Source organism: Pantoea sp. PSNIH1, assembly GCF_007680655.1.
Lineage (GTDB): Bacteria > Pseudomonadota > Gammaproteobacteria > Enterobacterales > Enterobacteriaceae > Pantoea > Pantoea eucrina.
The window spans coordinates 26681-38977 of the sequence record NZ_VEIP01000008.1 but is presented as its reverse complement, the minus strand read 5'-3'; the positions used below and the strand labels follow the sequence as shown (position 1 = coordinate 38977).

At 57.3% G+C, this 12297-nt stretch carries 14 protein-coding genes; 13 read left to right on the top strand and 1 reads right to left on the bottom strand.

All coding sequences use genetic code 11. The features are described from left to right. Nucleotides 1-133 precede the first annotated feature (133 nt). The 12 genes from pilM (at nt 134) to trpS (ending at nt 10159) form a co-directional block, all read left to right on the top strand. A complete protein-coding gene (gene pilM / locus FS690_RS15920) occupies nt 134-949 on the top strand; it encodes a pilus assembly protein PilM (RefSeq protein WP_039380938.1) in 816 nt (271 codons plus the stop codon). Then, nucleotides 943-1485 carry a PilN domain-containing protein gene (locus FS690_RS15915; RefSeq protein WP_145339890.1) on the top strand — a complete coding sequence of 181 codons (543 nt, stop codon included), beginning with the start codon at nt 943-945 and terminating at the stop codon, nt 1483-1485. Before pilM ends, FS690_RS15915 begins: the two co-directional genes overlap by 7 nt. After that, nucleotides 1478-1966: a hypothetical protein gene (locus tag FS690_RS15910; protein ID WP_233207461.1), complete on the top strand. Its 489-nt coding sequence runs from the start codon at nt 1478-1480 to the stop codon at nt 1964-1966. Before FS690_RS15915 ends, FS690_RS15910 begins: the two co-directional genes overlap by 8 nt. Then, nucleotides 1956-2363 (top strand): HofP DNA utilization family protein, encoded by a 408-nt coding sequence (locus FS690_RS15905; protein ID WP_039380932.1) that lies wholly within the window; start codon nt 1956-1958, stop codon nt 2361-2363. Before FS690_RS15910 ends, FS690_RS15905 begins: the two co-directional genes overlap by 11 nt. Further along, entirely contained in the window at nt 2281-3540 is a 1260-nt protein-coding gene (gene hofQ / locus FS690_RS15900) for a DNA uptake porin HofQ (RefSeq protein WP_108570286.1), read from the top strand. The genes FS690_RS15905 and hofQ overlap by 83 nt, the downstream gene beginning before the upstream one ends. A gap of 483 nt (nt 3541-4023) precedes the next feature. After that, entirely contained in the window at nt 4024-4545 is a 522-nt protein-coding gene (aroK, locus tag FS690_RS15895; RefSeq protein ID WP_039380929.1) for a shikimate kinase AroK, read from the top strand. Between the two features lie 39 nt (nt 4546-4584). Then, the gene (gene aroB, locus FS690_RS15890; RefSeq protein ID WP_039380926.1) at nt 4585-5673 is read left to right on the top strand and encodes a 3-dehydroquinate synthase; all 1089 of its coding nucleotides are present in this window, start codon (nt 4585-4587) and stop codon (nt 5671-5673) included. 120 nt (nt 5674-5793) lie between these two features. After that, a complete protein-coding gene (locus FS690_RS15885) occupies nt 5794-6825 on the top strand; it encodes an SPOR domain-containing protein (RefSeq protein ID WP_039380924.1) in 1032 nt (343 codons plus the stop codon). 94 nt (nt 6826-6919) lie between these two features. After that, on the top strand, nt 6920-7729 hold the full coding sequence (gene dam / locus FS690_RS15880; protein ID WP_039380921.1) for an adenine-specific DNA-methyltransferase: 810 nt from the start codon (nt 6920-6922) through the stop codon (nt 7727-7729). Nucleotides 7730-7794: 65 nt separating this feature from the next. After that, the gene (gene rpe, locus FS690_RS15875) at nt 7795-8478 is read left to right on the top strand and encodes a ribulose-phosphate 3-epimerase (protein WP_039380919.1); all 684 of its coding nucleotides are present in this window, start codon (nt 7795-7797) and stop codon (nt 8476-8478) included. Beyond that, entirely contained in the window at nt 8462-9139 is a 678-nt protein-coding gene (locus tag FS690_RS15870; protein ID WP_094111201.1) for a phosphoglycolate phosphatase, read from the top strand. Before rpe ends, FS690_RS15870 begins: the two co-directional genes overlap by 17 nt. Before the next feature lie 15 nt (nt 9140-9154). Further along, nucleotides 9155-10159, top strand: coding sequence for a tryptophan--tRNA ligase (trpS, locus tag FS690_RS15865; RefSeq protein WP_094111202.1), 1005 nt, complete (start codon nt 9155-9157; stop codon nt 10157-10159). A gap of 91 nt (nt 10160-10250) precedes the next feature. On the opposite strand, the gene tsgA is transcribed toward trpS, so the two are convergent. Next, a complete protein-coding gene (gene tsgA, locus FS690_RS15860; RefSeq protein ID WP_145339889.1) occupies nt 10251-11429 on the bottom strand; it encodes an MFS transporter TsgA in 1179 nt (392 codons plus the stop codon). A 260-nt stretch (nt 11430-11689) separates the two neighbouring features. On the opposite strand from tsgA, the gene ppiA reads away from it, so the two are divergent. Then, nucleotides 11690-12262 (top strand): peptidylprolyl isomerase A, encoded by a 573-nt coding sequence (gene ppiA, locus FS690_RS15855; RefSeq protein ID WP_039380907.1) that lies wholly within the window; start codon nt 11690-11692, stop codon nt 12260-12262. Nucleotides 12263-12297: the final 35 nt, after the last annotated feature.

The following is a 12297-nucleotide window of genomic DNA, read 5'->3' as shown; positions in this document are numbered from 1 at the left end:
GCGTTTGGGCAGTTTATAAACAATCGCGCGGTAGTATAAAGGCAAGCCTGACGCTTTGATATACCCGTCATTTGCCTGTCATTCAGCATAGCCGGGTTTAGCGTTTACCTTTGATGATAAGGAGATCGCGCGTATGGCTTTTCAGCGCTGGCAAATTGGACTGGATATTCAGAACAGGCACCTGTGTGCGCTGGGTATTGAACGCCGTCGTCATGGCTGGCAGCTGCGACACTGGTGGCAGCAAGCGCTGCCGCACGATACGTTACGCAACGGCGTGTTGCAAAGCTCGCCGCTGTTACAGGAGATGTTAGCGTCGTGGCGGCGGCAGCTGCCGGCGCAGTTTTCCCTGCGCGTTGGCCTGCCGCCACAGCTGGTTCTGCAGCGGACCTTGCCGCTGCCCGACACCTCGCTGCGCGAACCCGCTTTAAATCGTTATGTCACTGCCGCCGCCCGTACCCTCTTTCCGGTGGAAACCGCGCTGCTGGCGTTTGACTATCAGTGTGACGCGGCTGAAAACAGGCTGCAGGTTACGGCGGCACGGCGGGACGTAATGGCGCAATGGCTGCAGCCGCTGCAGCAGGCGGGTCTGGAGCCTGACATCTTTGAACTGAGCACGCAGGCCCTGATGCAGGTCGCACAGCAGCTGCCGCTTGCCCCCCATACGCTACTGATCCACCCGGCAGGCGAGCACGGGTTCTGGGTGTTTAATGATGGCGCGCTGCGCTGCGGGAGCGTCACAGGCGCGCTCGATGCAGACACTGTTACACAGCTCTTTCCGCAGGTATCGGACTCGCTTTGTACCTCTTCGTCAGCCCTGACCACACTACAGGCGAAGCTGTGCCTGCCGCTCTCATTATTACGCTACCAGCAGCCGCCTCTGCCCGCACAGCAGGGCGACTTTACGCTGGCGCTGGGACTGGCGCTGCGTCCCGGAGACAGCTCATGCTAAGGGTTAATCTGCTGCCGTGGCGTGAGCGGCAGTGGCAGAAGTGCTGCCGGCAGACGAAATATCTGCTGATTACCGCGTTAACACTGCCGCTGCTCGTTGCGCTGGTGCTGGGAGGATATAGCAGACAGCAGCTGACTCAGGCTGAAAGCGCGACAGAACAGGCCCGGCAGCGACTGCTCGCGCTGCGGCACCTGCGCACGCAACAGCAATCACTGCTGCAGGCGCGCGACAGGCTGCTGGACTTACAGCAGCAGCGTCAGCAGGTGGCGCTGCAGTATCAGCACTGGCAACGTTTCTGGCAGCAGCTGCCGGGGCTGCTGCCGGATGCATTGTGGCTGGAGCGTATCGATCGTCAGCAGCAGCTGCTGCGCGTCGAAGGGTGGAGTGAAAGTGTGGCTGCGGTGAGCGAGCTGCGCCATCGGTTGCTGGCACAGCCGCTGTTTGCCGCCGTCAGGCAGAGGGCGATAACCCGGCAGTCCGATGGCCGATACCGCTTCACGCTGCAGGCGCGGATGCGGGAGCCGCGCAATGAATGAGCTGATGTGGCGCTATGCGCTGTGGCCTTTTGCCTGGCGTGCCGGTTGCAGCACGCTGGTTGCCGCAGCCGTGCTGCTGCTGCTCTGGCTGCTGCTGCTGCAACCCCAGCAGCAGGCGCTGGCACAGCAGCGGACAGCGCTGACAGCGCTTACCGCGCAGCAAAGCCAGCTGCAGCAGGCGCTGCAGCCGTCAGTCGCCATGCTTTCGCTGGAGATCGCTATGTTACAGATGCCGCAGCGCGGCAGCGCGGCCAGCGCATCGCTGGAGCAGCTGGTGAACACGCGTGGCGCGCAGCTGCAAAACTGGCAGCCGCAGGCTCAGCCATCAGAACTGGTGCTGCAGCTGGAGTGGCGTGAATTTATGCCGCTGTTCAGTGAGCTGGCCGGAACCGCTCAGCCGGTACCGCAGCGTTTTTCACTGCGGTCCGGCGCGCGTCTGCTGACGGCAGAGCTGTGGCTGGAGCAATCCGATGCGGAGTAGCGCGCTGCTGTGCCTGCTGCTCTGGGTCGGTGCCGTCGCAGCACGCAATCCTTTCGTCCCTCTGACCACCCGCGCCTGCGAACCGCCTGCCGCCACGCCGCAGAACTGGCGTCTGCAGGGCGTGGCAGGTCGCGCACCCCACTTTGTCGCCTGGGTAATATCGCCCGAGGGGAAAAGCTACCGGCTGGAGCCATCCATTCCTTTTCCGGTTTATCCCTGGCAGGTCGCGGGGATAACCGCGCGCACGCTGACGTTAACCGCGCCACGCCGCTGTGTGAAGCAACAGATCGTTTGGGTAATTAAAGGAGGCTTTTATGAAACGGATCGTGATGCTGCTGGGGCTTATGTTAAGCACCCCGCTGCAGGCGCAGACCAGCACGCTGAGCCTGGTATTTGACGATGCGCCGGTAGAGCGCATTCTGCAGGCGCTGGCGGATTATCAGCAGACTAATCTGCTGATTGCGCCCGGGGTTGAGGGACGACTGTCGCTGCGCCTGGAGAAGGTAAGCGCAGAGCATGCCCTGTCGCTGATTTCCCGCCTGACCGATCTTGTTCTGATAGAAGAGGAGGGGGTGCTGCTGGTCTATCCGCAAAGCTGGCAGCAGCGTCAGATGCAGCGGGTCCGGCAGGAGCAGGAAGATAAACAGGCGCAGCGGACGCTGGAGCAGCGCACCGTTACGCTTCATTATGCCAGCGCCAGCGATATTCACCGCAGCCTGCAGGGAGAGCCTTCACTGATGTCAGCACGCGGGAGCGTCACGGTCGATAGCCGTACTAACTCACTGCTGCTGCGCGACACGGCACCGGCTCTGGAAAGCACGACGCGCTGGATCAAAGCCCTCGACCGGCCGCTGGAGCAGGTGGAGCTGCAGGCGCATATCGTGACGCTTAACGAAGAGCATCTGCGTGAACTGGGCGTCAGCTGGCAGCTCTCTCCGGCAGATGCGGTAGCGGCGACGCTGCGCAATCCGCAGCTTAGCCTGCCGCTGGCGGTCAGTACGCCAGCACTGCGCGCCGGGGTGACGCTGGGTAAAATGAGCGGTGAATTGCTGAATCTTGAGCTGAGCGCGCTGGAGCAGGAGAATCAGATCGATATCATCGCCAGCCCGCGGCTCTTTACTGCGCATCAGCAGACGGCCACCATCAAACAGGGCACCGAAATTCCGTACGAGGTGAAGTCAGGCAACAGCGGTGCGACGGCAATCGAGTTCAAAGAGGCGGTGCTGGGTATGGAGGTCACTCCCACGGTTCTGGGCAACGGTCGCATTCAGCTGCGGCTGCGGCTGAGCCAGAACATGCCTGGCCGCAGCCTGACGCTGGGAGAGAACCAGGTGCTGAGCATTGAAAAGCAGGAAATTGAGACGCAGGTGACGCTGCGTGATGGCGAAACGCTGGCGCTGGGCGGCATTTTTCAGCAGCAGCGCACGCAGAGTGAAAAGCGCGTGCCGTGGCTGGGAGAAGTGCCCCTGCTGGGCGCGCTGTTCCGGCAGCAGCTGCACGAGCAGAAAAAACGTGAGCTGGTTATCTTTATTACCCCCAGACTGGTCAGGGAAGCAGCGCTTTCTGCCGGATAAAGCGGAAAATTCGTTCTGTAGTGCCGTGCGCGTTGACGCCAGAGAGGAATTAGCTTACAAGGTTTAGCGATTTTAAAACGGTGTAGCGGTACGCGGCAGGATAATCTTCCGACGGGCGTCAGTCACAAGCGATACTGGCGTCAAAAAAGAAATATGCCAGCATAAAGTGGGCAGCAGCAAGCAGATAAAGGGCCGTTTTCAGCGCTAATATCAGCCGATGATAAGCACCGGCAACCCCCGGCCTGCGCAGCTGTAGCCCGTTTAATGAAGGCACGTAAGGAAGAGCGTTACCGTCTCGCGAACCAAAGACCATACCTGTGTGCAGGTTGCCGGAGGCGATTTATTCGGTTGCCAAACGGCCATGAGTGTTGAGATAATTTTCTATCTGACTCTTGCTAATGCTTATGAGGTCTCAGTTCCTGTCCCGCCAGCAACGCGCTGAACGCGGGGTATCATCAACGAATTCTTAGTAATACCGACAAAATGGCAGAGAAACGCAATATCTTTCTGGTTGGGCCGATGGGTGCCGGCAAAAGCACTATTGGTCGTCAGTTAGCTCAGCAACTCAATATGGAATTTTTCGATTCCGATCAGGAAATTGAGCGACGTACCGGAGCGGATGTAGGCTGGGTATTTGATGTGGAAGGCGAAGCTGGTTTCCGCGATCGCGAAGAAAAAATCATTAACGAGCTGACCGAGAAACAAGGCATCGTACTGGCGACCGGCGGCGGTTCCGTCAAATCCCGTGAAACGCGCAATCGTCTCTCCGCCCGCGGCGTGGTTGTCTATCTGGAAACCACCATCGAAAAGCAGCTTGCCCGCACGCAGCGCGATAAAAAGCGCCCGCTGCTGCAGGTTGATGAACCGCCTCGTGAAGTGCTCGAAGCACTGGCAGATGAACGCAATCCGCTTTATGAAGAGATCGCTGACGTCACTATTCGCACTGATGATCAAAGTGCCAAAGTGGTCGCCAATCAGATCATCAACATGCTGGAAAAAAATTAATCCAGCATCCTGAGGGCTCAGCAACAGGTATCGGTCATCATGGAGAAGATCACTGTCTCACTGGGGGATCGTAGTTACCCCATTACCATTGCTGCCGGATTGTTTAAGGATCCGGCTTCTTTTTGGCCGCTGAAGGCAGGCGATCGCGCCATGCTGGTAACCAACCAGACGCTGGCCCCGCTCTATCTCGGGAAAGTCGCAACGCTGCTGACCCAGGCGGGCATCCATGTTGATCAGGTGATTTTGCCTGACGGTGAGCAGTATAAAACGCTGACCGTCATGGATGAGGTCTTTACCGCGCTGCTGCAGAAGCCGCATGGCCGCGACACCACGCTGATTGCGCTGGGTGGCGGCGTGATTGGCGATCTCACCGGATTTGCCGCTGCCAGCTATCAGCGCGGCGTCCGATTTATTCAGGTGCCCACCACGCTGCTGGCGCAGGTTGACTCGTCAGTAGGCGGAAAAACCGCCGTCAATCATCCGCTCGGTAAAAACATGATTGGCGCGTTTTATCAGCCCGCCTCGGTGGTCATTGACACGGATTGCCTCTCCACGCTACCGCCGCGCGAACTGGCGTCTGGCCTGGCAGAGGTGATCAAATACGGCATTATTCTGGACGGTGAATTCTTCCACTGGCTGGAGCAAAATCTTGATGCGCTGCTGGCGCTGGATGCGCGCGCAATCGCCTGGTGTATTCGCCGCTGCTGCGAGCTGAAAGCGGAAGTGGTTGCTGCCGACGAGCGTGAAAACGGCCAGCGTGCGCTGCTCAATCTGGGCCATACGTTTGGTCATGCGATTGAAGCGCATATGGGCTATGGCAACTGGCTGCATGGCGAAGCCGTGGCCGCAGGTATGGTGATGGCCGCGCGTACGGCGCAACGGCTGGGGCAATTTACCGCAGCAGAGAGCGAACGCGTGATTGCGCTGCTGCAGCGTGCTGGCTTGCCGGTAACCGGTCCCGCTGAGATGACAGCTGAAGCGTATCTGCCGCACATGATGCGCGACAAAAAAGTGATCGGGGGCGAGCTGCGTCTGGTGCTGCCTCTCGCTATTGGTCGCTCTGAAGTGCGTGCCGGTGTTGCACATGATATGGTGCTGGCTGCAATTAACGATTGTCGCAGTAACTGAGCGCGAATGTAGCGTTCTGACAGCAGACCGTCATATAACGCTGCGGCAGGCAAGTTCAGGCTGAAGAAGAACGTTGTGATACGGTGTGTCGGAGACGCACCGTTTTACGGAGGAGGCGAGATGGATGAGTTCAAACCGGAAGATGAGTTAAAACCTGATGCCAGCGATCGCCGTCCCGCGCGATCCCGTAAAGCGTCTTCTGCGCCAAAGGCCAAAGCGCCGGTCTCCCGTCAGCATATGATGATGGGGATTGGCATTCTGGTGTTGCTGGTTCTGGTGCTGGGCATTGGTTCAGCGCTGACCGGGCCGGATGATAAACCCGCGGCTAACCGCAGCAGCGGCAGTGCGTCGACATCTGGCGGCAGTGAAAAACATATCGATCTCTCTGACTCCACCTCCATGAGCGGCCAGCAGGCAGCGGCCCCAACGGCTGAAGGCAGCGCGCCACAGGATACGACGCAGCCGGCAGCCGGCAGTGAAGGGCAGGCGATCTCAATGCCTTCCGTCTCATCCACGCCAACGCAGGCGCAGGTAACAGAGGCGCCTGCGAATCAGCAGCGCGTCACGCTGCCAGGCGATCTCAACAGTGCGCTGAGTAATCAGCAGGGCTCGGTAGATGCTGCCGCACAGGGTGCGCAGGGCGGCTCTTCTCTGCCCACCGCGCCCGCTACCGTAAGCGGTAATGCTGGCAGCACAGCAGGAAAAGCGGTTACGCCGCCAGCTGTGCGGGCGGATAATGCGCCGCGTGCCAGCAGCAATAATTCACGCTCCACCGCATCCGGGACCAGCCATAAACCAGCGGCTGCGGCAAAACCGTCTGCGACCCGCGAGAGCCAGACCCACACCACGGCGGCGCACAACCCGCCTGCCAGCAGCGCCAGCAAGTCTCTGCCTTCAGGGGGTAACTATACGCTGCAGCTGAGCGGAGCGTCGAAGCAGGAGAGCCTGACGGCGTGGGCAAAAAAACAGAATCTGAGCGGCTATCACGTGTATAAAACCACACGTAACGGTCAGCCCTGGTACGTGCTGGTCAGTGGCGCTTACGCGACGCCTGCCGAAGCGAAACGGGCTGCGGCTGCGCTGCCTGCAGAAGTACGTGCGGTTAATCCGTGGGTAAAACCGCTGAGCCAGGTTAAGAAAGAGAGTCAGTAAATTGATGTGGGGCCGGCTGCTGCGGCCCCGTTTAAGCGCAGATCTGCTGTCGGTTTCACCACAGCTACAATGAAGATGTAATAACCACGACAGCATGAAAAAAAATCGCGCTTTCCTGAAATGGGCCGGTGGGAAATACCCACTGCTTGACGATATTCGTCGTCACCTGCCACAAGGCGACTGCTTAGTTGAGCCTTTTGTGGGCGCCGGTTCCGTATTTCTCAATACCGATTATGACCGCTACCATCTGGCGGACATCAACGGCGATCTCATTAACCTCTACAACATTGTCAAAACGCGTACGCAGACATTTATTGCGGATGCGCGTCAGCTGTTTACGCCGGAAGGAAACAGCGCTGAGCACTATTATGCGCAGCGGCTGGCATTTAACGCCAGCCGCGATCCCTACCAGCGCGCCGTGCTGTTCCTCTATCTGAATCGTCACGGCTATAACGGCCTGTGTCGCTACAACCTGCGCGGTGAATTTAACGTGCCTTTTGGCCGCTACCGCAAACCCTACTTTCCGGAAGCTGAACTACTCTGGTTTGCAGAGCGCGCGCAGAAAGCGACCTTTGTCTGCGAATCGTACGATGTTACCCTGAACAGCGCTGCTGCAGGCTCGGTGGTCTATTGCGATCCGCCCTATGCACCGCTGTCGGCAACGGCCAACTTCACGGCCTATCACACCAACAGTTTCAGCCTGCGCGAGCAGCAGCATCTCGCGGAGCTGGCCGGGAAGCTGGCTAAGAGCCAGATACCGGTCCTGATTTCCAATCACGATACGCTGCTGACCCGGGAGTGGTATCAGAACGCGGATTTACATGTAGTAAAAGCCCGGCGTTCTATCAGCCGAAGCATAAGTGGTCGTACGCAGGTGGACGAACTGCTGGCGCTTTTCCGCTAGCCTGTTTCGTCCGCGACCAACGCATTACGTCAGCTGAGACTGGCGCACAACATTGGGAGAATCGGATGAAACAATTTTTACTGGCCCCTTCAATTCTTGCCGCTGACTTTGCCCGTCTGGGTGAAGATACCGCCAAAGCACTGGCGGCAGGCGGCGATGTCGTGCATTTCGATGTGATGGATAATCACTATGTGCCCAATCTGACGATGGGACCTATGGTGCTGAAAGCGCTGCGTGACTACGGCATTACGGCACCGATTGATGTGCACCTGATGGTCAAGCCAGTGGATGCGCTTATCCCGGAGTTTGCGAAAGCGGGTGCCAGCTATATCACATTCCACCCGGAAGCCAGTGACCACGTGGATCGCACGCTGCAGCTCATCAAAGAGCATGGCTGTAAGGCGGGCCTGGTGTTTAATCCGGCAACGCCGCTGAGCTACCTTGATTACGTGATGGATAAGCTGGATATCATTCTGCTGATGTCGGTCAATCCCGGCTTTGGCGGCCAGTCATTCATACCGGGCACGCTGGATAAACTGCGCGAAGCGCGCCGGCTGATCGATCAGAGCGGCTATGACATCCGGCTCGAAGTGGATGGCGGTGTAAAAATCGACAATATCGGACAGATTGCTGCCGCCGGCGCAGATATGTTTGTCGCCGGTTCGGCCATCTTCGGTCATCCCGATTACAAAAAAGTTATCGATGAAATGCGCACGGAACTGGAGAAAGTTAATGGCTCATTTCACTGATATCCGCGCGCTGGCCTTTGACCTTGACGGAACGCTGGTGCATAGCGCACCGGGCCTGTCACAGGCGATCGATCGGGCGCTGGGCGATCTGCAGCTGCCGGCGCCGGGCATTGAGCGGGCATCAACCTGGATAGGTAACGGTGCCGATATTATGATGGCGCGCGCCCTGACCTGGGCGCTGGGCCGCGAGCCTCATGCGGAAGAGCAGCGTGACGCACGCGCCTGTTTTGACCGGCACTACGCTGACACGGTTGAGTCAGGCAGCACGCTGTTTCCGCAGGTAAAAGAGACGCTGCTCGCGCTGCGCGACCAGGGATTACCTCTCGCTATCGTTACCAATAAACCAACGCCGTTTGTCGCTCCGCTGCTGGCCTCTCTCGGCATCAGCGACTCTTTTTCACTGATTATCGGCGGCGATGACGTAGCGGTGAAAAAACCGCATCCGGCCGGCATCTTCCTGGTGCTGGGCCATTTCGGCGTACTGCCGGAACAATTGCTGTTTGTCGGGGATTCACGCAATGATATCCTCGCGGCACAGGCTGCCGGTGTACCGAATGTCGGTATGACGTTTGGCTACAACTACGGTGAGTCTATTACCACCAGCCGGCCCGATTTAACTCTCGACACTTTTGGCGAACTTCTGCCCGCACTCGGGCTGTGATTATCAGGATATAACATGAGCAAACCCATCGTTTTCAGCGGCGCCCAGCCTTCAGGTGAACTGACCATTGGCAACTATATGGGTGCGCTGCGTCAGTGGGTGCAGATGCAGGATGACTATCACTGCATTTACTGCATCGTCGATCTGCACGCGATCACCGTGCGTCAGGACCCGGCCACGCTGCGTAAAGCGACGCTGGATACGCTGGCGCTCTATCTGGCCTGCGGCATTGACCCGGAAAAAAGCACCATTTTTGTTCAGTCGCACGTGCCGGAGCATACGCAGCTGAGCTGGATCCTGAACTGCTACGCCTACTTTGGCGAGCTGAGCCGTATGACACAGTTCAAGGATAAATCTGCCCGCTATGAAGAGAATATCAACGCCGGTCTGTTTGACTACCCGGTGCTGATGGCGGCCGATATTCTGCTGTATCAGACCAATCAGGTTCCGGTAGGCGAAGATCAGAAGCAGCATCTGGAGCTGAGCCGCGATATCGCTGCCCGTTTCAACGCGCTTTATGGTGACGTGTTTAAGGTTCCGGAGCCGTTTATTCCGAAATCGGGCGCGCGCGTAATGTCGCTGCTGGAGCCGACGAAAAAGATGTCCAAGTCGGATGACAACCGCAACAACGTTATCGGCCTGCTGGAAGATACCAAATCGGTCGTGAAGAAGATCAAGCGTGCGGTTACTGACTCCGAAGAGCCGCCGGTGGTGCGCTATGATGTCAAAGAGAAGGCGGGCGTCTCCAACCTGCTGGATATTCTCTCAGGCGTTACCGGCAAATCGATTCCGGAGCTTGAACAGCAGTTTGAGGGCAAAATGTACGGGCACCTCAAGGGCGACGTTGCCGAGGCGGTATCCGGCATGCTGACCGAGCTGCAGGCGCGCTATCACCACTTCCGCAATGATGAAGCGCTGCTCAACCAGGTAATGCGTGACGGCGCAGCTAAAGCGCGCGCGCACGCGCAGGAAACGCTGAAGAAAGTGTACGACGCCGTCGGGTTCGTCGCACAGCCGTAAACCGGCGCGGATGACGTAAAAAAAGGCGAGCCTTCCGGCTCGCCTTTTTATTGGGTCGCATCTGCCGCGCAAGGCGGCAGTGCCGGTATCATCAGTGGGTCACATGACCGTGCTGACGGTGCTTAGTGACAAAGCCGAGCAGCACGCACATGATAAACACCACGGCATAAAGGCCGTTGGCAGTAGAGAGCGCCGCATGCGCGCCACCTTTAGCCACTATCGGTCCGGTAACCACAAAGGTCAGCATGGTGCCCACGGTGCCGCAGGTCAGAATAAAGTTAACCAGCTTAGGCGAGGCCGCTTTGGTCTGCAGCGATCCCAGCGTAATGATGGTGGTATAAATCGCGCTGGAGAAGAAGCCCAGTGCCATAATGATCCAGTGCAGTATGCCCGCCTCCTGAGAGGAGACAAACCAGTACATCAGGCCGGTGGCCAGCGCAGCCAGCACCATCAGGATGCGCTGCAGGTCAAAGAAGCGCAGCAGGAAGCTAAACGCCCACATACCGACCATGTAAGCGGTCCAGAAGTTGCCGACCAGCTGCCCGGCAGAGGCGATATCCATGCCCATCGATTTGGTTGCATACTCCGGCACCCAGGAGATAAAGCCCAGCTGGCCCAGGATATAACAGAGCGCAGCGATGGAGAGGAACAGCACCCCCACGCCCCATTTCTCTTTTTCTCCACCCTGAACGGCCGCTTCACTTTTGAGAACCGGAAACTCCACCATCAGCGTCAGAACAAAAATAGCCAGGTAGATAACGCCGATGCAGGCATATACCCAGTACCACGGCAGCGCACGCGCCAGCAGTACGCCAGCAATAATCGGGAAAATCGTGCCGGCCATGCTGAAAAATGAATCAGTAAACAGCAGGCGCGAACCGCGCTGGCGACCGTCATAGATATGGGTGATCAGGAAGGTACCAATTGACATGGTAATGCCGCTGACCACGCCCAGAATAAACATGCAGAGTGAAAAGACCTGCAGGTTATGGCTGGTCATCAGGCCCGCTACCGCCAGAATCATCAGCACAAAGCCGAAAATCAGCTGGCGTTTCAGCGGCACAATCACCATCAGCCAGGCGTTCAGGAAAACGGCAACCAGAATGCCGGCGTTAAGGAAAGTAAAAGTGTTACTCATCTCTGAGATGGGTAGCTGGAAATATTGCGCGATATTATCCAGCACCATACCGGTCACAATCACCAGTGCGCCAGTGAGCGCATAAGAGAAAAAGCTGATCCAGGTAAGGCCGATGCGATTACGGTTTGTCATGTTCATAACCTGTGGGGGGACGATGAGGCAAAAGTGTCATGAATTGTAAATGGAACTGTGATCTTAATAAACAAGCAGTGAAATAAGCTACGCAAATTTCATGATATGTGTGATTTCAGTCACGCAAATGATTGCGCGGCGGCAAAAGTATGACGTTTGCAACATTCCGGTAAATATAGGTAAAACGCTGGCTCTTGTATTACATGCTCTTTACAATCAATTCTGTTTTTTAAGCCGATCTCCAGGGTAAGGACTCTTTCATGCTTAAACGTACTTTGACAGCGGCGATCGCCCTGTTAGCACTCTCTTCCGTATCTGCTTCTGCACTGGCTGCAAAAGGTGATACACATGTCCTGCTCACCACGTCAGCAGGCAACATTGAACTTGAACTGGATAACCAGAAAGCGCCGGTTTCAGTAAAAAACTTTGTGGATTACGTTAATAACGGCTTTTACAACAACACCATTTTTCATCGCGTGATCCCGGGTTTTATGATCCAGGGCGGCGGTTTTACCACGGATATGCAGCAGAAGCAGACCAGCGCGCCAGTCAAAAACGAAGCTGACAACGGACTGCGTAATCTGCGCGGTACCATCTCTATGGCGCGTACCGCTGAGAAAGACAGCGCAACCAGCCAGTTCTTCCTGAATGTGGCAGATAACGCTTTCCTGGATCACGGACAGCGCGACTTCGGTTATGCGGTATTTGGTAAAGTTGTGAAAGGGATGGATGTGATCGACAAAATCGCCCAGGTCCCGACTAAAGATGTGGGCCCGTACCAGAATGTCCCGGCAAAACCGGTTGTTATTACCTCCGCGAAAATCCTGCCTTAATCTGTTTCCGCGTCACCTGTAGCGTGACGTCGCTG

What these genes read in the sequence shown, in the direction of transcription:
- ppiA (WP_039380907.1), top strand. Translation starts at nt 11,690, where the DNA reads ATGCTTAAACGTACTTTGACAGCGGCGATCGCCCTGTTAGCACTCTCT.
- trpS (WP_094111202.1), top strand. Translation starts at nt 9,155, where the DNA reads ATGAGCAAACCCATCGTTTTCAGCGGCGCCCAGCCTTCAGGTGAACTG.
- aroK (WP_039380929.1), top strand. Translation starts at nt 4,024, where the DNA reads ATGGCAGAGAAACGCAATATCTTTCTGGTTGGGCCGATGGGTGCCGGC.
- dam (WP_039380921.1), top strand. Translation starts at nt 6,920, where the DNA reads ATGAAAAAAAATCGCGCTTTCCTGAAATGGGCCGGTGGGAAATACCCA.
- hofQ (WP_108570286.1), top strand. Translation starts at nt 2,281, where the DNA reads ATGAAACGGATCGTGATGCTGCTGGGGCTTATGTTAAGCACCCCGCTG.
- FS690_RS15870 (WP_094111201.1), top strand. Translation starts at nt 8,462, where the DNA reads ATGGCTCATTTCACTGATATCCGCGCGCTGGCCTTTGACCTTGACGGA.
- FS690_RS15905 (WP_039380932.1), top strand. Translation starts at nt 1,956, where the DNA reads ATGCGGAGTAGCGCGCTGCTGTGCCTGCTGCTCTGGGTCGGTGCCGTC.
- aroB (WP_039380926.1), top strand. Translation starts at nt 4,585, where the DNA reads ATGGAGAAGATCACTGTCTCACTGGGGGATCGTAGTTACCCCATTACC.
- tsgA (WP_145339889.1), bottom strand. Translation starts at nt 11,429, where the DNA reads ATGACAAACCGTAATCGCATCGGCCTTACCTGGATCAGCTTTTTCTCT.
- pilM (WP_039380938.1), top strand. Translation starts at nt 134, where the DNA reads ATGGCTTTTCAGCGCTGGCAAATTGGACTGGATATTCAGAACAGGCAC.
- FS690_RS15885 (WP_039380924.1), top strand. Translation starts at nt 5,794, where the DNA reads ATGGATGAGTTCAAACCGGAAGATGAGTTAAAACCTGATGCCAGCGAT.
- FS690_RS15915 (WP_145339890.1), top strand. Translation starts at nt 943, where the DNA reads ATGCTAAGGGTTAATCTGCTGCCGTGGCGTGAGCGGCAGTGGCAGAAG.
- rpe (WP_039380919.1), top strand. Translation starts at nt 7,795, where the DNA reads ATGAAACAATTTTTACTGGCCCCTTCAATTCTTGCCGCTGACTTTGCC.
- FS690_RS15910 (WP_233207461.1), top strand. Translation starts at nt 1,478, where the DNA reads ATGAATGAGCTGATGTGGCGCTATGCGCTGTGGCCTTTTGCCTGGCGT.